At 65.3% G+C, this 21,894-nt stretch carries 23 protein-coding genes; 18 read left to right on the plus strand and 5 right to left on the minus strand.

The genetic code is table 11. From position 1 onward, the window contains the following. The first annotated feature begins 6 nt into the window (after positions 1 to 6). From AC1DSJ_RS11340 to AC1DSJ_RS11355, 4 genes are read left to right on the plus strand one after another with little or no spacing between them, the layout of a single operon-like run. Positions 7 to 1,356: an aromatic ring-hydroxylating dioxygenase subunit alpha gene (locus AC1DSJ_RS11340; protein ID WP_342068004.1), complete on the plus strand. Its 1,350-nt coding sequence runs from the start codon at positions 7 to 9 to the stop codon at positions 1,354 to 1,356. Then, positions 1,347 to 1,880, plus strand: a complete 534-nt coding sequence (locus AC1DSJ_RS11345; RefSeq protein ID WP_342068003.1) for an aromatic-ring-hydroxylating dioxygenase subunit beta — start codon at positions 1,347 to 1,349, stop codon at positions 1,878 to 1,880. Before AC1DSJ_RS11340 ends, AC1DSJ_RS11345 begins: the two co-directional genes overlap by 10 nt. Continuing rightward, entirely contained in the window at positions 1,880 to 2,488 is a 609-nt protein-coding gene (locus AC1DSJ_RS11350) for a cysteine hydrolase family protein (protein WP_054423263.1), read from the plus strand. The genes AC1DSJ_RS11345 and AC1DSJ_RS11350 overlap by 1 nt, the downstream gene beginning before the upstream one ends. Positions 2,489 to 2,501: 13 nt before the next feature. Next, on the plus strand, positions 2,502 to 3,308 hold the full coding sequence (locus AC1DSJ_RS11355) for an SDR family oxidoreductase (protein WP_441371453.1): 807 nt from the start codon (positions 2,502 to 2,504) through the stop codon (positions 3,306 to 3,308). 73 nt (positions 3,309 to 3,381) lie between these two features. Here the strand turns inward: AC1DSJ_RS11355 and AC1DSJ_RS11360 are convergent, their stop codons facing one another. After that, on the minus strand, positions 3,382 to 5,145 hold the full coding sequence (locus tag AC1DSJ_RS11360; RefSeq protein ID WP_441371454.1) for a DUF342 domain-containing protein: 1,764 nt from the start codon (positions 5,143 to 5,145) through the stop codon (positions 3,382 to 3,384). A gap of 234 nt (positions 5,146 to 5,379) precedes the next feature. Here AC1DSJ_RS11360 and AC1DSJ_RS11365 point away from each other — a divergent pair, with 234 nt between their 5' ends. Beyond that, positions 5,380 to 6,138, plus strand: coding sequence for a lytic transglycosylase domain-containing protein (locus AC1DSJ_RS11365; RefSeq protein ID WP_054423265.1), 759 nt, complete (start codon positions 5,380 to 5,382; stop codon positions 6,136 to 6,138). An 81-nt stretch (positions 6,139 to 6,219) separates the two neighbouring features. On the opposite strand, the gene hemL is transcribed toward AC1DSJ_RS11365, so the two are convergent. From hemL to AC1DSJ_RS11380, 3 genes are read right to left on the minus strand one after another with little or no spacing between them, the layout of a single operon-like run. After that, entirely contained in the window at positions 6,220 to 7,497 is a 1,278-nt protein-coding gene (hemL, locus tag AC1DSJ_RS11370) for a glutamate-1-semialdehyde 2,1-aminomutase (protein WP_175172061.1), read from the minus strand. A gap of 5 nt (positions 7,498 to 7,502) precedes the next feature. Continuing rightward, positions 7,503 to 8,162, minus strand: a complete 660-nt coding sequence (gene thiE / locus AC1DSJ_RS11375; RefSeq protein ID WP_175172063.1) for a thiamine phosphate synthase — start codon at positions 8,160 to 8,162, stop codon at positions 7,503 to 7,505. Then, positions 8,159 to 9,004: a hydroxymethylpyrimidine/phosphomethylpyrimidine kinase gene (locus AC1DSJ_RS11380; RefSeq protein WP_420840203.1), complete on the minus strand. Its 846-nt coding sequence runs from the start codon at positions 9,002 to 9,004 to the stop codon at positions 8,159 to 8,161. Before AC1DSJ_RS11380 ends, thiE begins: the two co-directional genes overlap by 4 nt. A gap of 125 nt (positions 9,005 to 9,129) precedes the next feature. Between AC1DSJ_RS11380 and AC1DSJ_RS11385 the strand changes: the two genes are divergently transcribed. From AC1DSJ_RS11385 to AC1DSJ_RS11410, 6 genes are all read left to right on the plus strand, one after another. Continuing rightward, positions 9,130 to 9,294 (plus strand): rubredoxin, encoded by a 165-nt coding sequence (locus tag AC1DSJ_RS11385; RefSeq protein ID WP_003814980.1) that lies wholly within the window; start codon positions 9,130 to 9,132, stop codon positions 9,292 to 9,294. A gap of 153 nt (positions 9,295 to 9,447) precedes the next feature. Continuing rightward, a complete protein-coding gene (locus AC1DSJ_RS11390; protein ID WP_175172065.1) occupies positions 9,448 to 10,035 on the plus strand; it encodes a YqgE/AlgH family protein in 588 nt (195 codons plus the stop codon). Beyond that, on the plus strand, positions 10,028 to 10,429 hold the full coding sequence (gene ruvX / locus AC1DSJ_RS11395; RefSeq protein ID WP_342067999.1) for a Holliday junction resolvase RuvX: 402 nt from the start codon (positions 10,028 to 10,030) through the stop codon (positions 10,427 to 10,429). The genes AC1DSJ_RS11390 and ruvX overlap by 8 nt, the downstream gene beginning before the upstream one ends. Before the next feature lie 21 nt (positions 10,430 to 10,450). Continuing rightward, the gene (locus tag AC1DSJ_RS11400) at positions 10,451 to 11,374 is read left to right on the plus strand and encodes an aspartate carbamoyltransferase (RefSeq protein ID WP_441371455.1); all 924 of its coding nucleotides are present in this window, start codon (positions 10,451 to 10,453) and stop codon (positions 11,372 to 11,374) included. Beyond that, positions 11,371 to 12,678, plus strand: coding sequence for a dihydroorotase (locus AC1DSJ_RS11405; RefSeq protein ID WP_441371456.1), 1,308 nt, complete (start codon positions 11,371 to 11,373; stop codon positions 12,676 to 12,678). The genes AC1DSJ_RS11400 and AC1DSJ_RS11405 overlap by 4 nt, the downstream gene beginning before the upstream one ends. Continuing rightward, positions 12,675 to 13,415, plus strand: coding sequence for a lysophospholipid acyltransferase family protein (locus AC1DSJ_RS11410; RefSeq protein WP_054423272.1), 741 nt, complete (start codon positions 12,675 to 12,677; stop codon positions 13,413 to 13,415). Before AC1DSJ_RS11405 ends, AC1DSJ_RS11410 begins: the two co-directional genes overlap by 4 nt. 515 nt (positions 13,416 to 13,930) lie before the next feature. On the opposite strand, the gene AC1DSJ_RS11415 is transcribed toward AC1DSJ_RS11410, so the two are convergent. Then, positions 13,931 to 14,824, minus strand: coding sequence for a LysR family transcriptional regulator (locus AC1DSJ_RS11415; RefSeq protein WP_054423273.1), 894 nt, complete (start codon positions 14,822 to 14,824; stop codon positions 13,931 to 13,933). Between the two features lie 215 nt (positions 14,825 to 15,039). Here AC1DSJ_RS11415 and AC1DSJ_RS11420 point away from each other — a divergent pair, with 215 nt between their 5' ends. The 7 genes from AC1DSJ_RS11420 to AC1DSJ_RS11450 all read left to right on the plus strand — a co-directional run bounded on the left by AC1DSJ_RS11420 (position 15,040) and on the right by AC1DSJ_RS11450 (position 21,702). Then, the gene (locus AC1DSJ_RS11420) at positions 15,040 to 15,714 is read left to right on the plus strand and encodes an RraA family protein (RefSeq protein WP_054423274.1); all 675 of its coding nucleotides are present in this window, start codon (positions 15,040 to 15,042) and stop codon (positions 15,712 to 15,714) included. Next, positions 15,711 to 16,928 (plus strand): aminotransferase class I/II-fold pyridoxal phosphate-dependent enzyme, encoded by a 1,218-nt coding sequence (locus tag AC1DSJ_RS11425; protein ID WP_441371457.1) that lies wholly within the window; start codon positions 15,711 to 15,713, stop codon positions 16,926 to 16,928. Before AC1DSJ_RS11420 ends, AC1DSJ_RS11425 begins: the two co-directional genes overlap by 4 nt. A gap of 49 nt (positions 16,929 to 16,977) precedes the next feature. Next, entirely contained in the window at positions 16,978 to 17,805 is an 828-nt protein-coding gene (locus AC1DSJ_RS11430; protein WP_054423374.1) for an ABC transporter substrate-binding protein, read from the plus strand. 28 nt (positions 17,806 to 17,833) lie between these two features. Beyond that, on the plus strand, positions 17,834 to 18,535 hold the full coding sequence (locus AC1DSJ_RS11435) for an amino acid ABC transporter permease (protein ID WP_054423276.1): 702 nt from the start codon (positions 17,834 to 17,836) through the stop codon (positions 18,533 to 18,535). A gap of 2 nt (positions 18,536 to 18,537) precedes the next feature. Beyond that, entirely contained in the window at positions 18,538 to 19,254 is a 717-nt protein-coding gene (locus AC1DSJ_RS11440) for an amino acid ABC transporter permease (RefSeq protein WP_175172077.1), read from the plus strand. Continuing rightward, positions 19,251 to 19,976 (plus strand): amino acid ABC transporter ATP-binding protein, encoded by a 726-nt coding sequence (locus tag AC1DSJ_RS11445; RefSeq protein ID WP_441371458.1) that lies wholly within the window; start codon positions 19,251 to 19,253, stop codon positions 19,974 to 19,976. The genes AC1DSJ_RS11440 and AC1DSJ_RS11445 overlap by 4 nt, the downstream gene beginning before the upstream one ends. 475 nt (positions 19,977 to 20,451) lie before the next feature. Then, positions 20,452 to 21,702: an IS256 family transposase gene (locus tag AC1DSJ_RS11450; RefSeq protein WP_441371459.1), complete on the plus strand. Its 1,251-nt coding sequence runs from the start codon at positions 20,452 to 20,454 to the stop codon at positions 21,700 to 21,702. The last annotated feature ends 192 nt before the right edge of the window (positions 21,703 to 21,894 follow it).

A 21,894-nucleotide genomic window follows, 5' to 3' on the forward strand; every position in this document is an offset into this window, starting at 1 on the left:
AGCGACATGTCTTACACCGAAGAACAATTGGCCGCGATGGTGCGTGGCGATAGCGTGCACCGCGGCGTGTACACCGACCCGGCCATTTTTGATCTTGAGATGCAGCGCATCTATGGCCGCGCCTGGATCTACGTTGGCCATGAAAGCCAGGTGCCCAAGACGGGCGACTATCACACCACCCGCGTGGGCGACCAGGACGTGCTGATGGTGCGCGCCTCTGACGGCCGCGTGCACGTGCTGTACAACCGCTGCCCGCACAAGGGCGCAAAAGTGGTGGCCGATGGCGAGGGCTGCGTGGGCAAGTTCTTCCGCTGCCCCTATCACGCATGGACGTTCAAGCTGGATGGCAGCCACTTGGGCGTGCCGCTCAAGCAAGGGCTGGAAGGCACGTCGTATGACCCCACTGACCCGGCGTTTTCCATGCGGCGCCTGGCGCGCGTGGAAAGCTATCGCGGCTTTGTGTTCGCCAGCCAGTCCAAGGAAGGCCCCGAGCTGACCGACTTTCTGGGCGGCGTGCGCTCGTCGATCGACAACCTGTGCGACCGTTCCCCGGTGGGCGAAGTCGAAGTGGCAGGCGGCATCTTCCGCGTGATGCAGCGGTCGAACTGGAAGGTGTTCTACGAGAACCTGCACGACACCATGCACGCCCGTGTCACGCATGAATCGTCTTACGCCGCGGCCCGCGACGAGGCCAAGGAAATGGGCGAGATGCCGCTTGAGCTGCACATCATGGACGGCAACGGCGAGCCCTACGAGTTCTGGGAAAAGCTGGAGCTGCGCGCCTATGACAACGGCCACGGCTACATGGAAGGCATCTTCAACCCGGGGGCGGCCGAACGCGACCCGGTGTCGCGCGCGCACTTCGAGACCCTGACGGCCGCCTATGGCGAAGACCGCGCTCGCGAGATTCTGGGCATGAACCGCCACAACACGGTGATCTACGGCAGCGGCTCGCCGCACACGGTGTTCCAGCAGTTCCGCGTGATCCGCCCGATTGCCGTGGACCGCACGCTGATCGAGATTCAGACGTTCCGCTGCAAGGGCGCACCCGACGGCGTGTTCAAGCGCGCCATGCTGTACGCCAACGTCATCAACTCGCCGTCGTCCAACGTCATGCCGGACGATATCGAACTCTATAACCGCTGCCAGGAAGGCAACGCCACGCGCGGCGGCGAGTGGGTCAGCATGCACCGCTACCACGGCAGCGACCGCAGCGACGCCGACGGCATGGTGTCTGTGAACGGCACCAGCGAATTGCCCATGCGCAACCAATTTCGCGCGTGGAAGACTTATATGGAAGCCGGCGCGGCGCCGAACGGGAACGCGTCTGGCACGGGAGAAGGCGCATGCTGCTAGATCTGGAATTCGACGTCGGCACGACGAACCTGTCGCCGGCGGATGTGCCGGCGGATGCCTACCACCGCATCGCCCAGTTTCTGTATCGCGAGGCGCGGCTGCTGGACGAGCGGCGCTATGACGATTGGCAGGCGCTGTGGACGCAGGACGGCATGTACTGGATGCCGCGCACGCACGAACAGCAAAGTCCGTACGACCACATTTCGCTGTTCTGGGAAGACCGCATGCTGCGTGACGTGCGCATCCGGCGCCTGGAGCACCCGCGCAACTGGTCGCAGCAACCGCCCACGCGCAGCGTGCGGCTGGTGGGCGGCGTGCAGGTGGAAGGCGTGGATGCGGGCGGGAATCTGGTGGTGCATTCTGTGTTCCAGATGACGGAATGGCGCAAGCGCCAGCCGCGTCAGCTGGCCGGCCGCTACACGCACAAGCTGGCCGCCGACGGCGACAGCTGGCGCATCCGCATGAAGCGCGTGGACCTCGTCAATTGCGACGACGTGCACGATGTGTTCGAGGTGTTCGTTTGATGATGACGGACACCGCGGTGCTGGCGCTGCACTATCAGAATGACGTGCTGCATCCCGACGGCAAGATCCGCGTCGGGCTGGATGCCGACAACGGCGCGCGCCAGCGCCTGCTGGATAGCGCCGCCGCCTTGCTGGACGGTGCGCGCAAGCAAGGCTTGCCCATCGTGCACGTGCGCATCGCGTTTCGGCCCGACTACGCCGACCTGCTGGCCAACTGCGAGATCTTCCGCAACGTGGCGACCATTGGCGCAGTGCCGGAAGGGCAGTGGGGCAGCGCGTTCTATGACGGGTTGCAGCCGCTGCCCGGCAGCTCGCGCGAGTTCATCGTGAAGCACACGCGCATCAGCGCCTTTTACGGCACGCCGCTGGAAGAAACGCTGCGGGTGATTGGCGCGCGCCGGCTGGTGGTGGCGGGCGTGGCGACGCATTCGGTGGTGGAAGGCACGGTGCGCCACGCGGCGGATATCGGCTTTGATGTGATGGTGGCGGAAGATGCGTGCGCGTCCGCCGATGAAGCGGTGCATCAGGCGTCGCTTGCCAGCATGCGGCTGATTGCGCAAACGGGCTCGGTGGCGGATGCTGTGCGCTGGGCCGCCGCGCCGCACTGATCAAGGATTGTTCATGGATTTCTCAGGCTTTCCCGGCTTGGCCGGCAAGACCGCCATCGTCACCGGCAGCACGCAGGGCTTGGGCGCCGACATCGCGCGCGGGTTGGCGGCGGCGGGCGCCAATGTGGTGCTGGTGGGGCGCAACGCGTCCGCTGGCGAGGCGCTGGCCCAGGAGCTGGGCGAACGCGCCCTGTATTGCGAGACCGACATCGGCCAGGACGCGCAGATCCAACGCTGCATTGATGCCGCGCTGGCGCGCTTCGGCCGGCTCGACATCCTGGTGAACAACGCCTGCCAGTACGCGGACCGGGGTCTCGCGTCCTCGCGCGAGGAATGGCACAGCACGCTGGACACCAACCTGGTGTCGGCCGCCATCTTCACGCAAATGGCGGCGGCGCACCTGCCGCGCGGCGGGGTGGTGGTGAACATGGGCAGCACGGGCGGCAAGTTCGGGGCGGCGGGGCGCGCGCTGTATCCGGCGTCCAAGGCGGCCATGCTGCAAATTACCAAGAACTTCGCGGTAGAGCTGGCGCCGTCCGGGGTGCGCGTGCTGGCGGTGTCGCCGGCGTGGACGTGGTCGCCGTCGGTTGAGCAATTGTCGGGGGGCTCGCGCCAGGCCGCCGATGCGGTGGGCGCGCATTTTCATCCGCTGGGCCGCGTGGGGTCAGGTGACGAGATTGCCGCCGCCGTGTGCTTTGCGTGTTCGGATGCCGCGTCGTGGATGACGGGTGTGGATATCCCGGTGGATGGCGGGTTTTCCATCCTGGGGCCAGACCGCGGCATCTCGCCGCGGGTCTGGTTCAAAGAACTGGCGCCTTGATGTTGGCGCCTTGATGTGGCGTGATGGCCGCGGGTGGGCGATCTGACCGCGGCCGGATCACCCCGGGGCGAGGTCAGCGGATGACGATCTCGCCTTCTTCCAGCCCAGCCTTGCCGCCGACCTGGTCTTCCAGGAATTCCTGCATCTTGTTGCCCAGCTGGATCTTCGTGCCGCTGCAAAAGCGGCGCGTGGCGGTGATCACGGCGGTATGCAGGGGCTGAAGGTCGCGGATCAACTGGCCTTCCTCTTCTTCCAGCGCCAGCAGGTCGCCCGCGAGTTTGACGTGCGTATTGCGGGCGCGCTCGGCCACATCAGCCGGGGCGCGCTGCGGGTTGGCTTGCAGGAAGATCAGCAGCTGTTCCAGCTTGGCCTTTTCTTCGTTCATTTTCAGGCGCTTGCGCGTCAACGCCGAACGCTTGATGTCGGCGTGAGGGTCCAGACCCGCCTGGATCAGCGTGGGAATGCCCGAGGGCGAACCCAGCGTACCCGCGCGCACCGCGTTCAACGCGCGCGTCTGGCCGCCGGTGATGGCGCTTTGCTGCGTGTTCGGCGGGCCGACCAGCACGCTGCCGCCCGCGGCGATGCTGCTTTGGCGGATTTCGCGTTCCACCTCTACGTCTTTGCCCGCGCTGATGATGGCGTTTTCAATGAACTTCGCCTTCAGCGTGCCGCCACAGACGATGTGGGCGGTGCGCGCAGTGGCGGCGGCGTCTTGCAGCGCTTCGGCCATGCCGATGATGCCGCCCTTGACCGTGACGCTGCCACCGGCCTCGACCAGCGCCGCTTCGATGGTGCCGTTGACCACCACGTCACCTGTCACGCGCACTTCCATGGTGGCAGCGATGTCGCCGCGCACCTGCAACGAACCTTCAAACGTGATGTTGCCGGTGGACAGGTTGACGGCGTCCACTTCTACCATCGGGTTCACCTGCACGCCCTGGCTGATCAGCGTGGGCGTGCCGGCGATGGTGGCGCGCAGCAGCAGCGGATCTTCCGGGTCGACCGCTACGCCGGACAGCTCCTTGGAGAAGGGCGTGTCGGGCATCTCGTCGGGCAGCACGGGTTCGCCCAGCACGTTGGTGCCGTCCACGCCGGGCAACGGCGGAATGCGGCGCATCAGCGGAGTGCCGGGCGACACCAGCAGCAGGCTGCCCAAGTCGCGGTAGTCCACATGGGCCAGTTCGTCGATTTCCTGGGTGCGCGGTTTCAGGCGATCAAGCAGGCTTTCAAAACGGGTGGGGGTGCCGCGCGTGGGCGGCGTGCCTTGGGCAATCATCACCGTTTCGCGGCGGCCCTGTTCGACCGCTTCGGCCAACGCTTGCTCCAGCACGCCGTGCACAATGCCGCGGTCGGCGATGGCGTGGCGGACCATGTCCAGCGTGACGGGCTGGCCGCCCTTGGGCGGATGCAGCGTCAGCAGCGCGCTCATGCGCGACGGGTCGAGCTCCAGTTCGAACGAGCCGTCGACGACCTGGCCTACGGGAAACTGCACCGGCTCGGTGGCGCTGCGGCAGCGTTCGATGAAGGCTAGCGCGGCGTGGTTGTCCAGCGCGTCGGCGGTCCAGCCGTGCGCGACGGCGGCGGCGGTCAGCGTGTCCCAGTTGGGAGCGTCTGGATTGATATGGGGGGCGGGGTCCACCGCGACGGCGGTGTCGGTGTCTTGCTCGGAAGCGGCTTCGCCGCTTGCATCTGCGGGGGCGGCGTCCGTGCTGGCGGCGCTGGCCGAGGGGTCATCGTCTGGCAACGGCGCTTCGGGGCGCGGAGGCGGCGTGTATAGCGCCGTCAGGACGTTGGTCGTGGCATCCAGCACCAGCTGGAGCGTGTTTTCTGCGTCCATCTCAGCCTCTCCCGCCTGGCACGAAGCGGCCAGGTTCATTCATTTGGTAAATAAACGAAATATTGCGACATATTCTAGCGCAGCGTCGGTCATCTGTCCTAGTTACGGCCCTGTTTCACCTTGGGATTTGACTCGCGGCGGGGGACTAGGACGTAGGACCGAGCGACAAACCGGACTGATCGCCGCAGCATAGGGACTCGCCAACGCGTCTTTGGACGCCGCCGGAGCCCCGACATGCAATGTCCTCACCGATCCATTCTGCCGGCCTTTCGCGCCCTTCTGGCGCGAGCCGGGGGCGTGGCGGCGCTGACGGCCATTGCGGCGGGCGCGCTGGCGCTGGCGCCCGCAAGCCCCGCCCAAGCCGCCGATATCTACCGCTACAAAGACCCCTACGGCGTCTGGCGCGCCATGAAAGTGCCCACCGGCTACGCCAAGTATTACAAGCGGGCGCAGGCGCGCACCGTGTGGCGGGGCAACGGCATCAAGGTCTGTCTGGAATGCCCGCCGCAGCCGGGGGACGGCGCGAAACTGGCATCGCTTTCGTCGACGCCTACTTCCCGCGCCCTGCGCTGGGGGGACGCCAAGCCGCCCACCGCGCACGACGGCCTGATCGCTCGCGCGGCGCAGGATTCGGGCGTGGACCGGGCGCTGCTGACGGCTGTCATCGCGATTGAATCGGGGTTTCGCAGCGATGCGCGTTCGCCCAAGGGCGCGCTCGGCCTGATGCAATTGATGCCGTCGACGGCCGCGTCCGTGCTGGCGGTGGATGACATCGAGCGCGCGCTGGTGGACCCGGCGACGAACGTGCAAGCGGGCTCACGCCATTTGCGCCGATTGATCGACCAGTACCCGGGCCGCTTGGACCTGGCGCTGGCGGCGTATAACGCGGGGGAAGGGGCGGTGCGCAAGTACGACGCGGTGCCGCCGTATGCGGAAACGCAGGCGTACGTCAGGGACGTGACGGCCTTGTACGAGCGCTACAAGACGCCTTGAGCAAGGCGCTGCGGGACTGTCAGGTGCGGAGTTCTGCGAGCTGATTCAGGGACGCCCGGCATAGCGGGCGCCCCGCAAGGCTTACATCGCCGCGAAAACCTTTTCGGCGATATCCAGCGTGGACTTGATCACGGCGTCGTCATGCGTGGCCGACACGAAGCCCGCTTCGAACGCGGACGGCGCGAAGTGCACGCCGTGGTCCAGCATGGCGTGGAAGAAGCGGTTGAACGCCGCCGTGTCGCACTGGGACACTTCGGCGAACGTGGCCGGCACCGAGTTGCTGAAATAGATGCCGAACATGCCGCCCACGGAATCAGCGGAAAATGCCAGGCCGGCGGCGCGGGCGCGTTCTTGCAAACCCTGGGCCAGCTTGGCGGTCTGGGCGGACAGCTTCTCGTAGAAACCGGGCGCGGCGATCAAGCGCAGCGTGGCCAGGCCCGCGGCCACGGCCACCGGGTTGCCCGACAGCGTGCCGGCTTGATACACGCCACCCAGCGGGGCGATGTGCTTCATGACTTCGGCGCTGCCGCCAAAGGCGCCCACCGGCATGCCGCCGCCAATCACCTTGGCCAGCGTGGTGATGTCGGGCTTCACGCCCGTCAGGCCCTGCACGCCTTGCGGGCCGACGCGGAAACCGGTCATCACTTCGTCAAAAATCAGCAGCGCGCCGTGCTGCGTGCAGACTTCGCGCAAGCCTTCCAGGAAGCCGGGCGCGGGCTTGATCAGGTTCATGTTGCCGGCAACCGGCTCAACGATGATGCAAGCGATGTCGGCGCCGTGCTGCGCAAAGGCCTCACGCACGGCGTCCAGGTTGTTGTATTCGAGGGTCAGCGTGTGCGACACGAATTCCGGCGGCACGCCCGCCGAGCTGGGGTTGCCGAAGGTCAGCAGGCCGGAGCCCGCCTTGACCAGCAGGCTGTCCGAGTGGCCGTGGTAGCAGCCTTCGAACTTCACGATCTTGGCGCGGCCCGTGGCGCCGCGCGCCAGACGGATGGCCGTCATGGTGGCTTCCGTGCCCGAGCTGACCAGGCGCACTTGCTCCAGCGACGGCAGACGCGAAATCAGCACTTCAGCCAGTTCGATTTCGGCTTCGGTGGGGGCGCCGAACGACAGGCCGTTGACGGCGGCTTCCTGCACCGCGCGCACCACTTCGGGGTGCGAGTGGCCCAGGATGGCGGGGCCCCACGAGCCCACGTAATCGATGTACTGCTTGTCGTCCGCGTCCCACACGTACGGGCCCTGCGCACGCTTAATGAAGCGCGGCGTGCCGCCGACAGAGCGGAAGGCACGCACGGGCGAGTTCACGCCGCCGGGGATGCTGCGGCAGGCGCGTTCGAAAAGCTGTTCGTTACGGGACATGGCGTTCAAGGCTTGCGATGGGTTGAGTAGGGCGCGGAGCAGGCCGCCGCGGCGGCTCGGATGCTGGGCGCTTCGAAAAGTCCGGTGATGACGGCGATGGAATCGGCGCCCGCCTGGGCGACGAGCAGCGCGTTATCGGGAGTGATGCCGCCGATGGCGACCACGGCGGGCCGGGGCGCGTCGCGTTCTTCGACCAGACGGCGGGCTTCGGTCAGCACCGACAGCGGCGCGCGCACGGTATCTGGTTTGACGGTCGACGGGAACATCGCGCCGAAGGCGATGTAGTCGGCGCCGGCGTCCAGCAGTTCGCGGGCGCGCGTCAGGTCGTCGTAGCTGGAGCCGCCCAGGATCAGGTCGGGGCCGGCTTCGGCGCGGATGTGCGCCAGGCTGGCGTCTTCGCGGCCGACGTGTGCGCCGTCGGCGCCGACGTCCAGCGCCAGGCGCCAGTCGTCATTGATCAGAAACACCACGCCCAGCTCGCGGCACAGCGGCGCCAGCGCGCGCGCCTGTTCGGCGCGCACCGAGTCGGGCACGTTCTTGCGGCGCAGTTGCAGGGCGCGCATGCCGCCTTCGGCAGCTTTGCGCACCGCCTGCATCAGGCGTTCGGTGTCGTCCCATTCCGGGGTGACGCCATACAGGCCAGCGGGAAAACGCAGCGGTTTCATTGCGGTTGAATCCGGTTGGGAATGCGCCGGCCCATGCCCGGCAGGAAGCTGGCGGCCACCGACGCGTCGGCATGCGCCAGGCCCTGGCGCACGGCTTCGGGCATTTCCAGCCCGCGCGCCAGCATGGCGGTGATGGCGGTTGCGGCCAAGCCGCCGGCGTCGCCGTTGCGATCCGGCGGCGCCTGCCACGGCCAGGTGTGCGTCTGGCCGGCAGGGCCGAGCAGCACGTTGGCATAATGGCCGGGGCGCTGGGGGCTGCCCAGCACCAGGACCCATTCCGCGCCCGCCGCCACCAGGGCGTGCATGGGCGAAGGTGCGTCCCCGATATCGATGTCGCCATCGGCATGCCACTGCGCCAGACGCAGGTGCTCGATGACCAGCAGATCCGTTTGCGGCAGCACGAGTTCAAGGGTGGCGGCCAGCAGATCGTCGGCGTCGTCCTCGTCGGCGGCATCCGCCGGCAGCGGGGCGCGCTGGCCCAGGTGCAGCACCAGCGGCACCTGGCTGTAGTCGGCGGCGACTTGCGCGGCAACGCTTGCCGTTTCCGCGGTGTATAGTCCGCCCACCTTGATTGCCTGCACGGACATATCTTCCAGCAGGCAGCGTGCCTGGTCGTCCAGCAGGTCGGGCGAAACGGGATGGATTTCTTCGATGCCGGCAGTGTCCTGCACGGTCAGCGCGGTTACGGCCGCCAAGCCATGGCAACCCAGACGGGCGCAGGTAACGGCGTCAGCGGGCAAACCGTCAGATCCCGAGGGATCGAGCGGGCCGAAGACCAAAACGAGAGGGGGAGTAACGGGGGCCACGTAGACAGCGCTTGAGCTTGAGCGGGGGACCTGGATTCATTTTGAGGTGAATCAGGGGAACCCCTATTGGGTTTCGGTAAGATTGTCCCCATTCTAATGGAAGCCCCCCACCTTTGCCCCGCCGCGGGGAACCGGGTCGGGATTTGATGTAAGAGAGAACTATGCGTACTTGGATGTGTCTGATTTGTGGCTGGGTCTATGACGAAGAGGCCGGCCTCCCTGACGAAGGCATTGCACCCGGCACCCGCTGGGAAGACGTGCCGCCGAACTGGGTCTGTCCCGAATGCGGCGCCCGCAAAGAGGACTTTGAATTGATGGAAATCTGAAGCCAGACCCGCTGACCTATTCCGCCAAGGCTCGTAAGATGGGGCCACACCCCATCCCTCGTAACCGCAGGACGGTCTGCCGCCAGGCATGATGGGCCACGTTAGCGTGCGCCTCGTCCTCGGTTCTTTCAGACTACCCATGAAGGGGTTGCCATGACGGAAAAACACCACGAATCCGCCTCGACGCAGGCGGCCAACTTTGCCAACCAGTTCCTGATCGCCATGCCCGGCATGGTCGAAGGCAGCCTGGCTGGCTCGGTCATTTACGTGTGTGAACACACCGAACGCGGTGCGCTGGGCCTGGTCATCAACCGGCCCACCGACCTGACGCTGGGCACCTTGTTCGAGCGCATCGAATTGACGCTTGAAATCGGCCCCGTCAAAGACACGCTGGTTTATTTCGGCGGCCCGGTGCAAACCGATCGCGGCTTCGTGCTGCACGCGCCTGCCGGCGATTACAGCTCCAGCATCAAGATGGGCGCCATGGCGCTGACCACCTCGCGCGACGTGCTGCAAGCCGTGGCCGACGGCAACGGGCCTGCCCGCATGCTGGTCACGCTGGGTTATGCCGGCTGGGGCGCAGGGCAGCTGGAAAGCGAAATGGGCCAGAACGCATGGCTCAGCGTGGGCGCCGACGACCACATCATTTTCGACGTGCCTGCCGAAGACCGTTACCCCGCCGCGCTCAAGCTGCTGGGTATTGATCCGGTGATGCTGGCGGGCGATGCAGGCCATGCCTGAAGAAACCCTGCTTGGCTTTGACTTCGGCGAAAAGAAAATCGGCATCGCCATTGGCAACACGCTGACGCGCCAGGCGCGTCCGCTGGAAATCATCTTCAGTGAACTCCGCGATGCGCGCTTCGGCCGCATCGCCGCCTTGCTTCAAGAGTGGCAGCCCCATCGCGTTGTTGTGGGGCTGGCGCTGGATGCCGACGGCGGCGAACAGCCCGCCACCGCGCGTTGCCGGCGCTTCGCAAATCAGCTGCATGGCCGTTTCGGCATCGCTGTTGAACTGGTCGACGAACGCGGTTCCAGCATGGAAGCTCAACGCCTGCTGGGCACCCACGCGGCCGACGATGCGATGGCCGCGGCTGTTATTCTGCAACGGTATCTAGACTCTCTGCCTGCGGCCTGACGCGCGCGGCTCGTCCTGCTTATGCTCAATCCGCAACTTGATCGCCGCGGCGAACTCATTCATCTGCTGACAACGGAAGGGCTGCCGCGGCGCCACGTCGAGCGTCTGCTCGATACCGCGCGAGCCTGGGCCGCAGGCGAACCGCCGCTTGCCACGCCGCGCCCCGTCTTTCTTTCCCTGCCTGACGGCGACCCCGACCGCGATGCCTACGCGCAAGCCGCCACGCGCTTGTCGCTGCTGCCGGTTGTGCTGGATGCGCAAGAGGCCGATCCGCAAGCGGGCGATGCCTTGGCCCAGACCGTGTCGCGCTTGGAGCCAGGCGTGCTGGTGCTGCGCCACGCGGCCAGCGGCGCGGCCCATTGCGCCGCCGCGCATGCGGCGCCCGGGCTGCGCGTTCTAAATGCCGGCGATGGCGTGCATGCCGACCCCGTGCCGGCTCTGGCGCGCGTGCAGGCGATGCTGGACATCAAACAAGACCTGACCCATCTGGCCGTGACGCTGGTGGGCGACATCCGCCATTCGCGCGTGGCGCGCTCGCTGATTCACGCCATGACAACGCTGGGCGTGCCTGATGTGCGCGTGGCCGCCCCACGCACGCTGCTGCCGGAAAGCCTGCCGCAGTTGGGCGTGCGCGCATGCGCCACGTTGCAGGAAGGTTTGCAGGATGCCGACGTGATCATCGTTCTGCCCTTGAACATGGAAGCCATCAGCGGCGCGTTGCTGCCTTCCGCGCGGGAATACGCCCAAGCCTATGGCGTGACGCTCGCGACGCTTGCCGCCGCCAAGCCCGATGCGCTGCTGCTGCCCGGTGGCCCGCTGACGCCGGGCGTGGAAGTGGACGGCGATGTGGCCGCCAGCCTGCCGCCCATCGAGGCGCAGTTGGCCGGCTTTGAACAACACCTGCGCCTGGCTGCCTTGAGCGTGCTGGCCGGAGACCCGCCATGAGGCTGCACATCGTCCACGGCCGTTTGATCGACCCTGCAAATGGGGTGGACGGGCGGCATGATCTGTTTGTGGCCGATGGCCGCGTGGTGGCCGTGGATGCCGCGCCTGATGGGTTTCACGCTGATCGCGTGCTGGACGCCAGCGGGCTGGCGGTGCTGCCCGGGCTGATTGATCTGTCTGCCCGCGTGACGCAGCCGGCCGCCGGGGCCAGCGCGGCCAGCACGGCATTCGCGCCCGCCGAACTGCGCGCGGCGTTGGCCGGCGGCGTGACCCGCCTGGTGATGCCGCCGGACCCAGACGGGGCGCTGGACGAACCGGGCAAGGTCGAGTCTTTGATGCGTCAGACCGAAGCCGGCCAACCCCGCATTCATCCGCTGGGCGCGATGACGGTGGGCTTGGCGGGCGAGACGCTGACCGAGATGGGCCAGCTCGCACGCGCGGGCTGCATCGCCTATGCGCAAGGTGAGCATGGCATTGCCGATACGCGCGTGTTGTGGGGCGCGATGCGTTATGTCAGCGGCCTGGGCCACACCTTGTGGCTGCGCCCGCAAGACCCGTGGCTGGCGTGTGGTGCGGTGGCGGCCAGCGGGGCGTATGCCGAACGTCTGGGCCTGGAAGGCTTGCCGCCCCAAGCCGAGACGGTGGCGCTGCACACCATTTTTGAACTTCAGCGCGCAACCGGCGCCCGCGTGCATTTGACGCGTCTGTCGACGGCGGCGGGGTTGGAGCTGCTACGTGCGGCCAAGCGGGAAGGCTTGCCGGTGACGGCGGACGTGTCGGCGCATAACCTGCATTTGACCGACGTTGATATCGGGTTCTTCGATACGAATTTTCATGTGCAGCCGCCGCTACGCGGGCAACGGGATCGCGATGCGATTCATGCCGCGCTGGCCGAAGGGCTGGTCGACGCGCTGTGTTCGGATCACACGCCGGTCAATCCCCAAGGCAAGGCCGCGCCGTTCCCGATGTCTACGCCCGGTGCGACAGCGTTGGAGTTGTTGCTGTCGCTGACGCTGAAGTGGGTGCGGGATCGTCGCCAGCCGCTGATCGAGGCATTGGCGCGAGTCACGTCCGGCCCGGGTGCGGTGCTGAACACGATCACGGCGGGTGTGGCGCAGGCTGGCCAGTTGGGGGTGGGGGCGCCTGCGGATTTGTGTTTGGCTGATCTGGATGCCGAATGGCTGGTGATGCCGGCGGCGCTGCAAAGCCGCAGCGCCGCGTCACCGTTCGCAGGTATGATGCTGCCCGGTCGGGTACGCGCCACCGTGGTCGGTGGCCAGCTGGCCTGGGAGACTTCAGTTTGAAGCTGCTGCGCTTTGTCCTACGGCTGGCTCTGGTGCTGCCGCTGATCCTCTTTGGCCTGTTTTGTGTGGGCCTGGTTTATCCCTTTATCCGCCCGGCCTCGCGCGCGTGGCTGAACCGCACATGGTCGCGGGCGTTGATGGCGGCCTGTGGGCTGCGGGTGTCCTTCAAGGGCCAACCGCGTCTGAGCGGGCCGGTGCTGATGGTGGCGAACCACGTGTCGTGGATCGACATCTTTGTGCTGAATTCCGCCCGGGCGACGTCTTTCGTGGCGAAAAGCGAAATCCGCAAGTGGCCGGTGATTGGCTGGCTGGTGGCGGGCGCGGGCACGTTGTTCATTGAACGCGGCCAACGCCATGCGGTGCACGCGATGGGGGAGTCAATGCAGGCTCGCTTCAAGCTGGGCGATGCGGTGGGGTTGTTTCCGGAAGGCACGACCACTGAAGGCTTTGATCTGCTGCCTTTCCATGCGAGTTTGTTCGAACCGGCGCGGTCGGCGGCGGTTGAAATCCAACCGGTGGCGTTGCGGTTTATGCGTGACGGCAAGCGGGATGGGTTTGCTGCGTTTGTCGGCGAAGAGAGTCTGGTGGCGAATCTTTGGCGGGTGATGGGGACGACGGGGCTGTCGGTGGAGGTGGTGTATCTGCCGGTGCTGGAGGCGCGTCATCCGGATGGGAGTTTGCCTACGCGGTTGGAGTTGTCGCATCAGGCTCGGGATGCGATTTTGGGGGTGCTTTAGGGGGCTTGGCGGTCGGGGGATTTCTTCGGTCGCTTGTTGTTGCTGAGGTTTGTGGGCTTCGTTGGGTGCTTGTTGTTGCGGGGGCGTCAGGCTTCGTAGGTCGCCCATCGGCGCGGTGGCCCTGACTGCGCGCGCCCACGATTGCGGTCCGGAGCCTTCGCTCCGGACTGCCCCGTTGTCATCTTCGTCACCCGCCTTCGGCGGGTTCCTTCAGATTCCCTCGGGCGCATCGAGGTTGCACGCAGTCAGGGCCACCGCGCCGACGGGCTGCCGTTGTCTTGGGTCGTGGCGATGCTAGGGGGTGCCTTAGTGACGAGTGCTGCGGGGCCCGCCGAGTGGCGGCCGCGCGGGCGGCCTTACTCGGCTTACGCATCTGTGGGCGTTTCCTTGGTGGTCGCTTTCGCGAATTTGGTGATTCGTTTTCTAATGTTCCCCCCCGTCGGTGTTTGTGGGGTAAAGGGTGGTGCGCAGCGCGCACTGCCTTGCGCTTGGCGATCTGTTGCGCGCCATCCGGGTTATAGGGCGGCGCCCGAAAATTCGCAGCAGCTCTCGGCTAGCTCGGCCACGCTTTCGCAGAAGGCCACGTCCGCGTCTCGGCGGAACATTGCGCTGTACATGGATTGCGGGGGCGCGGTGCTGGTTCTGGCGATCACCAATTGCTTCTTGCTGACCATGTCTGCGAAGTAATCGCGGGGCAGGCAGCTCACGCCGAAACCCGCTGCGGTCAGGCCTGCCATTGCGATCAGGCTGTTGATCGTGAAGATGTTGCTGTCGGGATGATGCGGACGCAGCCAGCCGTCGTAGATCATGTTCAGGCCCGACTCCCGGCTTTGCCGCAGCAGCGGTAAGCGCGCGATATCGGCCGGGGTGTAGATGCGGCTGGCGTCGATCATGTCGGGGCTGCCCATCCAGGCGAATTCCAGGCGCTGCAACGCTACCACCTGCAAGTTTGGTTCGGCGAATTCGCCGTGCAGAAATGCCATGTCCAACTGTCCGGCTTGCAAACGCTTGAGCAAGTCTGCGCCCAGGTCGATGTGCGGTTCCAGTGTGATGCGCGGGTAGTGCGCGCGCAGCAGGCGGATCAGGGCGGGCAGCCAGGTCATGGCGGTGATTTCGGTGATGCCGAAACGGAAGGTGCCGGTCAGCGTGTGCTGGCCTTTCAGGCGGACCAGCAGGCGGTCGCGGTGGCCCAGCATTTCTTCGGCCAGCGCGTAGACCTCGTGGCCGCGTGCGGTGAGTTCGGCGCGGTGGCCCGAGCGGTCGAATAGCGCGATGTCGAAGTCCGCCTCAAGTTCCTGGATGCGTTTGGTGATGGCGGATTGCGTCGTGTGCAGCTTCTGCGCCGACGCCGAAAACGTGCCCAGGCGCACTGTCCAGTACAGGGCTTCGATTTGCTTGAAAGTCAGCATGCGGCGCGTGCGTTCTTGGTGAGGTTCATTCCGAAATTTCCGTTAAGGGCTAACCCTTATATTCCAAAAGGAGATATAGCTCGTGGAAATTTAATCCCTTTTTCCGAAATGGAAAAGCTCGCAACATGGCATCTGACTCATCCCCCGGCCGGCCGGGGCCTGCGAAAACGTAGCGGGCTTGCGGCGGCATTCGACTCAGGAATTTGCAGATCGTCATGGCCAATATTCTTACCGGCGCCCGCCAACTGCCCGCAGCCCCCGTCGCTCCCGCCGCCATCCTTGAAGCGTTGGCCGGCATTGTTACGCCGCACCTTAGCGACAACCTTGCACGCCGTGAAGGCATCTCGGGTCTGCGCCGCTATAACGGCAGCGGCAAGCTCGTGGGCACGGCGCTCACGGTCAAGACCCGCCCGGGCGACAACCTGATGATCTACAAGGCCATGATGCAGATTCAGCCCGGCCATGTGCTGGTGGTGGATGCGGGCGGTGACTTGTCCAACGCGGTGTTGGGCGAAATCATGAAGCGCTATTTGCAAATCCACGGCTGCGCCGGCGTGGTGGTTGACGGTGCGATTCGCGACGTTGCCGCCTTCGAAGCCGACAGCTTTCCCTGCTATGCGCGGGGCCACATCCATCGCGGCCCGTACAAAGACGGCCCCGGCGAAGTCAACGTGCCAGTGTCCATCGGCGGCCAGGTGATTCTGCCGGGCGACATCGTGGTGGGTGATGAAGACGGGCTGGTCAGCTTTCCGGCGTCTGAAGCGGAAAGCCTGATCGCCGCGGCGCATGCGCATGCCGCGAAGGAAGAACGCATCATGGCCGAGATCGCCAACGGCGATAAGACGCAAAGCTGGATGCAAGCCGCGTTTGCCGCCAAGGGGCTGGCATGAGCGCCGTTGATACCGCTTTTCTGGCCGAACGCGCCCGCGCCATCAAGCCGTCGCCCAGCATGGCGGCGAAGACGCGCGTGGACCAATTGCGCGCCGAAGGCCGAGACATCGTCGACTTCACCGTGGGCGAACCCGACCTGCCCACGCCCGCGCACATCGTGCAGGCCGGCATCGACGCGCTCAATAGCGGCGACATCCGCTACACCGCATCGGCGGGCGCCAAGCCCTTGCTGGAAGCGGTGCGCGCCAAGTTCCAGCGCGAGAACGGGCTGGACTATGCCCTGGACCAGCTCATCGTGGGCGTGGGCGCCAAGCAGCTGATCTTTACCGCGCTGGCCGCCACCGTGCAGGCCGGCGACGAAGTCATCATCCCCGCGCCGTACTGGGTGTCTTACCCGGACATGGTGCTGGTCAACGACGGCACGCCCGTGGTGCTGGCCTGCCCCGAGTCCGACGGCTTCAAGCTCACGCCGCAGGCGCTGGACGCCGCCATCACGCCGCGCACGAAATGGGTGCTGCTGAACACGCCCAGCAATCCCACTGGCGCGATGTATGACGCCGCCGAATTGCGTGCGCTGGGCGAGGTGCTGGCGCGCCATCCGCACGTGTGGCTGATGACCGATGAAATCTACGAACACTTGGCTTACGGCGAGGTGCGCCACGTGTCGCCCGCCGCCGTCGTGCCTGCGCTGGCGGAACGCACGCTGACCATCAACGGCGTGTCCAAGGCCTACGCGATGACGGGTTGGCGCCTGGGTTACGCGGGCGGGCCGAAGGCATTGGTGAAGGCCATGGCCACATTGATTTCGCAAAGCACCAGCTGCGTCAGCGCCATCAGCCAGCAGGCCGCGCGCGTGGCGCTGACGGCCGACCAGCAATGCGTGACGGACGCCGCCGCCGTGTTCCACCAGCGCCGCGACCGCATCGTTGCGCTGCTGAACGCGGTGCCGGGCATCCGCTGCCCGCTGCCGCAGGGCGCGTTCTATGTCTATCCGTCGGTTGACGGTTTGCTGGGCAAGCGCACACCCGCCGGCCGCGCGTTGCAGAGCGATCTGGACGTGGTGATGTATTTGCTGGACGAGGCCGGCGTTGCGGTGCTGGACGGCGCGGCGTATGGCTTGTCGCCCTATTTGCGCCTGAGCTTCGCGACGTCGATGGAGAACATCGAAGAAGGTTGCCGCCGCATCCACGAGGCTTGCGCGGCGCTGCGTTGATCGCCGATTTTGTTGGCAGTACCCATACCTATATTCCAAGGGAATGACCATGAAGACCACCATCGCTTCTTTCGTTGCCGCCGTCGGCCTGGCCGCCACGCTGGCGCCCGCCGCGCATGCAGACACCGTGCAAGACATCAAGGCGCGCGGCAAATTCATCTGCGGCACCATGGGCACCGCCGAGCCCTTCAGCTTCCAAGACCCCAAGACCCGCGCCATCGTCGGTTATGAAGTCGACATGTGCCAGGCCGTGGCCGACAGCCTGGGCGTGCCGCTGGAATTGAAATTGATCGCCGTTGAAGCCCGCATTCCGGAGCTGATCGCGGGCCGGGTTGACCTGGTGGCGGCGAATCTGGGCTGGAGCCCGGAACGCGCGCAGCAGATCGATTACTCGCACCAACACTTCGTCAGCCTGCAAAAAATCTTGGCGCGCGATTCCGAGAAAGACCTGAAGGCGCCCGCCGACCTGGCCGGCAAGCGCGTGAGCGCCGTGCGCGGTTCGTCGTCGGAGCAGGGCGCGCGCAAGAACATTCCGAACGTCGACCCCGTCACGTTCAAAGACCCCAGCGGTGCCTTCCTGGCCCTGCAACAAGGCAAGGTCAGCGGTTTCGTTGGGTCGGAGCTGATGCTGGTGAAGCTGCAACATCAAGCCGCCACGAGCGCCGTGCCCGTCAAGATTCTGGAGCCGGCGCTCTTCGTTGAACCCTGGGGCATGGGCGTGCGCAAGGGCGACACCGCGATGCTGAATCAGGTGAACAAGGTGTTGGACGGCATGGAAGCGTCGGGCCAGGCCACCAAGGTGTTCGACAAGTGGTTTGGCGCCGGCACGCAGTTCAACATGAAGCGCGACTTCCGCATCGAAGCCATCAAGGGTTGACGCGCGACACGCGCTGGAGCCTGCTTCGATGCATTACGTCTTCGACTTCAGCGCCATTTTCCAGGGCGAGTATCCGACATGGCTGCTCAGGGGGTTCATCACCACCCTGGCGCTGGCGGGGCTTTCCTGGATTCTGGCGTTCTCTGTAGGCAGCCTGCTGGCGGTGATCCGCCTGACGGGCTCGCCCGTGGCCAACGGGGTGATCGCGGTGTATGTCGCGTTTCACCGCAACGTGCCCATGCTGGTGCACATCCTCTTCTGGTACTTCGGCGTGCCGGCGTTGCTGCCGCAACCTATCACCGACTGGCTCAACAGCCATGGCAGTGAATTCATCATGTCGTGCATCGCGATCTCGCTGGTGATGTCGGCCTATATCTGCGAAGACCTGCGCAGCGCCGTGCGCGGCATTCCGCCGGGGCAGGTCGAGGCGTCGCGGGCGCTGGGCCTGAGCTTCATGCAGACGATGCGCAAGGTCATTCTGCCGCAGGCGTTTCGCATCGCGATTCCGCCGCTGTTGAACCAGACCTTGCTGCTGTTGAAGAACACCAGCCTGGCCATGGCGATTGGCGTCACCGAATTGACGGCGGCCGGGCGCGAAGTCGAGAACTACACGTTCCGCACGTTCGAGGCCTATGCCGTGGTGACGGTCATCTACCTGGTGTTGTCGTTCATCATCATGGGCGGAGGTGCGCTCTTGCAACGACGTTACCGTCCGCTGGGGGCGCGCTGATCATGTGGGACATTCTGAAAGACAACTGGCTGTTGCTGCTGATCGGGCAGTATCCGCACGGGCCGGTGGGCGGTCTTGTCGCCACCTTGGGGCTGGCCGCGATCAGCCTGGCGCTGGCGCTGCCTTGCGGCGTGCTGCTGGCGTTGGGCCGCATCAGCCCGTACCGGATCTTCTACTGGCCGTCGTCCGCCGTGGTGTATCTGGTGCGCGGGCTGCCGCTGCTGATGTTCATCTTCTGGGCGTACTTCTTTGTGCCGCTGATCATCGGCCGGCCCGTTGCCGGCACGACGACGATGGTGGTGGCGCTGGTCTGCTACGAAAGCGCGTATCTGGCCGAGATCATCCGCGCCGGCATCCAGGCGCTGCCCCCCGGCCAGCAGGAAGCCAGCCGCGCGCTGGGGCTGTCGTACATGCAGACGATGCGGCGCGTGATCTTGCCGCAGGCGCTCTACAACATGCTGCCCAGCATGCTGAGCCAGTTTGTGTCGACGGTGAAGGAAACGTCGCTGGCGTATGTGATCAGCGTGCAAGAGCTGACGTACGCGGCGAACCAGATCAACAGCGTGTTGCTGACCAAGCCGTTCGAGGTGTTCGGCTTGCTGGCGATGACGTATTTCATTCTGAATTTTGGCCTGAGTTCATTGGTGCACCTGACCGAACGGCGTATCGGCAGACGGCGCGCCGGGCTTCTGGCCACTCCTAAAGTGGTGCCGACATGATCCGATTTTCACAAGTGCAGAAGTGGTACGGCGATTACCAGGCGCTGGCCGACGTGACCGAAGCCGTCAAGCAGGGCGAGGTGGTGGTGGTGTGCGGGCCATCAGGGTCGGGAAAGTCGACGCTGATCCGTACGGTGAACCGTCTGGAGCCTATTCAGAAAGGCGTGATCGAGGTCAACGGGCAGGATATTTATGGCCCGAAGGTGCACCTGGATCAACTGCGCAGCCACATCGGTTTCGTGTTCCAGCAGTTCAATCTGTTCCCGCATTTGTCGGTGGTGGAAAACCTGATGCTGGCGCCGCTGCAACTCAAACGCGCCCGCCGCCCGGAAGCCCGTGAACGCGCGATGCAGTTGTTGGAGCGTGTGGGCTTGTCACACAAGGCCGAGGCCTATCCGGCGCAGCTGTCAGGCGGCCAGCAACAGCGCGTGGCGATCGCCCGCGCCCTGGCGATGAACCCGCCCGTGATGCTGTTCGACGAGCCGACCAGCGCGCTGGACCCCGAGATGGTGGGGGAAGTGCTTCAGGTGATGAAGGGCTTGGCAAAGGACGGCATGACGATGGTGTGCGTGACACACGAAATGGGGTTCGCGCGTGAAGTCGCGGACAGAGTGTGGTTCATGGATGCGGGGAGGATTGTGGAGACGGGGGGGCCGGAGGAGTTTTTTAGTCGGCCGGGGACGGAGAGGGCTCGGAAGTTTTTGGCTGAGATTCGGCATTGAGGTTTTGGTGTTGTGGCCGGGTTGGTTCTTGAGACGCCCGTGAGGCCGGGGGCCTGGGGTGCGCGGGGCAACGATTGCGGTCCGGAGCCTTCGCTCCGGACTTCCCCCTTGTCATCTTCGTCACCCGCCGTTGGCGGGTTCCTTCAGATTCCCTCGGGCTTATCGACGCCCCGCGCACCCCAGGCCCCCGGCCTCACGGGCTCGGTCAGTTGAAATCTGACGTCAACTGGGGAGATTGGTGTTCTTAGGGCTCCGCTCCACAGTTTTGGGTGGTGGAAGATTTTGCGGGGCCCGCTCCAGGCCGGCCGCGCGGGCGGCCTTTTGGAGCTTACGCGTCGTGGTGCGTCGTCGCGATGCTCGCTTCGCGTGTGGCTAGGTTGTTTGGGCTCTTTTCGATGGTTCGCCGCGCCTCATCCATCGGGAGTGTCATAAATTTTGTGTTTGAGGCCTAACATACCGCTCAAGGAGCACATGTATGGCCACAAAGAAAAAGCTTCCCCTGAGGGAATTACCGTCGATCCCGGCGGATCTGGTTGATCAGTTCGTTAAGGGTCCGATGACCGCCGAGGCGGTGCAGGACCTGTCGATGGCGTTCAAGAAGGCGCTGATCGAGCGGGCGCTGGGCGCCGAGCTAGGGCACCATCTGGGGTATCCCTCGGGCGGAGATCGCCCCGAGGAAGCCACCAATCAGCGCAACGGCAAGAGCCGCAAGACGGTGCTGACCGATGACGGGCCGCTGCGGGTGGAGATCCCGCGTGACCGTGACGGCAGCTTCGCCCCGATCCTGATCCCCAAGCACGAGCGCCGCTTTACCGGGTTTGATGACAAGATCATCGCGATGTACGCCCGGGGCATGACGGTGCGCGAGATCCAGGGGTTCCTGGTCGAGCAGTACGGCACCGAGGTCTCGCCGGAGTTCATCAGCTCGGTGACCGACGCGGTCATGGACGAGGTCACGGCCTGGCAGACGCGTCCCTTGGAGGTGATGTATCCGGTGGTGTTCTTCGACGCCCTGCGGGTCAAGATCCGCGAGGATGGTGTCGTGCGCAACAAGGCGGTGTACCTCGCGCTGGGGGTTTTACCCGACGGCACGCGCGACATCCTGGGCCTGTGGATCGAACAGACCGAGGGGGCCAAGTTCTGGATGAAGGTGTTCAACGAACTGAAGACCCGAGGCACGCAGGACATCCTGATCGCCGTCACCGATGGCTTGAAGGGCATGGAGCAGTCGCTAAACGCGGTGTTCCCGGCCACGACGCTGCAGACCTGCATCGTGCATCTGATCCGCTCCAGCCTGGACTACGCCAACTGGAAAGAACGCCGGGTAGTGGCAGCGGCCTTGAAGCCGATCTACACCGCGCCGACCGTTGAGGCTGCGCTGGCCGCGCTCGCCGAGTTCGAGCAAGGACCGTGGGGCCAGCGCTATGCGCCGATCGCACAGGCATGGCGCAGGGCCTGGGATCGGGTGATCCCGTTCTTTATGTTCCCGCCGGCGATCCGCAAGGTGATTTACACCACCAACGCCATCAAGAGCATCAACGCGCAGTTGCGCCGGGCGGTGAAAACGCGGGGTCACTTCCCCAGCGATGAGGCCGCCACCAAGCTGCTGTGGCTGGTCCTGCGCAACGTCACTGAGGGCTGGGGCAGCGCGACACATGACTGGAAGGCCGCCATGAACCAGTTCGCCATTATTTACGCTGAACGCTTCACTGACCCGTATCGCTGAGATAGCATCAACACGCCTGATCCTCCACGGGATCAGGCACTGAGTGCCTTAAACACAAAAAAACTGACACTCCCCATCCATCCTACGAACGATGACCGCCACTTGAACTCCAGTGCGTGGCGCGCAACGGGTTGGCATGCGCAAGACAGTGCGCGCTGCGCGCCACCCTTTACCCCCCAAAAAACCTGCGGC

The organism is Achromobacter sp. 01N37 (assembly GCF_056399725.1).

Coding starts and splice junctions, on each gene's coding strand:
- AC1DSJ_RS11340 (WP_342068004.1), top strand. CDS start 7: ATGTCTTACACCGAAGAACAATTGGCCGCGATGGTGCGTGGCGATAGC.
- AC1DSJ_RS11345 (WP_342068003.1), top strand. CDS start 1,347: ATGCTGCTAGATCTGGAATTCGACGTCGGCACGACGAACCTGTCGCCG.
- AC1DSJ_RS11350 (WP_054423263.1), top strand. CDS start 1,880: ATGATGACGGACACCGCGGTGCTGGCGCTGCACTATCAGAATGACGTG.
- AC1DSJ_RS11355 (WP_441371453.1), top strand. CDS start 2,502: ATGGATTTCTCAGGCTTTCCCGGCTTGGCCGGCAAGACCGCCATCGTC.
- AC1DSJ_RS11360 (WP_441371454.1), bottom strand. CDS start 5,145: ATGGACGCAGAAAACACGCTCCAGCTGGTGCTGGATGCCACGACCAAC.
- AC1DSJ_RS11365 (WP_054423265.1), top strand. CDS start 5,380: ATGCAATGTCCTCACCGATCCATTCTGCCGGCCTTTCGCGCCCTTCTG.
- hemL (WP_175172061.1), bottom strand. CDS start 7,497: ATGTCCCGTAACGAACAGCTTTTCGAACGCGCCTGCCGCAGCATCCCC.
- thiE (WP_175172063.1), bottom strand. CDS start 8,162: ATGAAACCGCTGCGTTTTCCCGCTGGCCTGTATGGCGTCACCCCGGAA.
- AC1DSJ_RS11385 (WP_003814980.1), top strand. CDS start 9,130: ATGCGTACTTGGATGTGTCTGATTTGTGGCTGGGTCTATGACGAAGAG.
- AC1DSJ_RS11390 (WP_175172065.1), top strand. CDS start 9,448: ATGACGGAAAAACACCACGAATCCGCCTCGACGCAGGCGGCCAACTTT.
- ruvX (WP_342067999.1), top strand. CDS start 10,028: ATGCCTGAAGAAACCCTGCTTGGCTTTGACTTCGGCGAAAAGAAAATC.
- AC1DSJ_RS11400 (WP_441371455.1), top strand. CDS start 10,451: ATGCTCAATCCGCAACTTGATCGCCGCGGCGAACTCATTCATCTGCTG.
- AC1DSJ_RS11405 (WP_441371456.1), top strand. CDS start 11,371: ATGAGGCTGCACATCGTCCACGGCCGTTTGATCGACCCTGCAAATGGG.
- AC1DSJ_RS11415 (WP_054423273.1), bottom strand. CDS start 14,824: ATGCTGACTTTCAAGCAAATCGAAGCCCTGTACTGGACAGTGCGCCTG.
- AC1DSJ_RS11420 (WP_054423274.1), top strand. CDS start 15,040: ATGGCCAATATTCTTACCGGCGCCCGCCAACTGCCCGCAGCCCCCGTC.
- AC1DSJ_RS11425 (WP_441371457.1), top strand. CDS start 15,711: ATGAGCGCCGTTGATACCGCTTTTCTGGCCGAACGCGCCCGCGCCATC.
- AC1DSJ_RS11430 (WP_054423374.1), top strand. CDS start 16,978: ATGAAGACCACCATCGCTTCTTTCGTTGCCGCCGTCGGCCTGGCCGCC.
- AC1DSJ_RS11435 (WP_054423276.1), top strand. CDS start 17,834: ATGCATTACGTCTTCGACTTCAGCGCCATTTTCCAGGGCGAGTATCCG.
- AC1DSJ_RS11440 (WP_175172077.1), top strand. CDS start 18,538: ATGTGGGACATTCTGAAAGACAACTGGCTGTTGCTGCTGATCGGGCAG.
- AC1DSJ_RS11445 (WP_441371458.1), top strand. CDS start 19,251: ATGATCCGATTTTCACAAGTGCAGAAGTGGTACGGCGATTACCAGGCG.
- AC1DSJ_RS11450 (WP_441371459.1), top strand. CDS start 20,452: ATGGCCACAAAGAAAAAGCTTCCCCTGAGGGAATTACCGTCGATCCCG.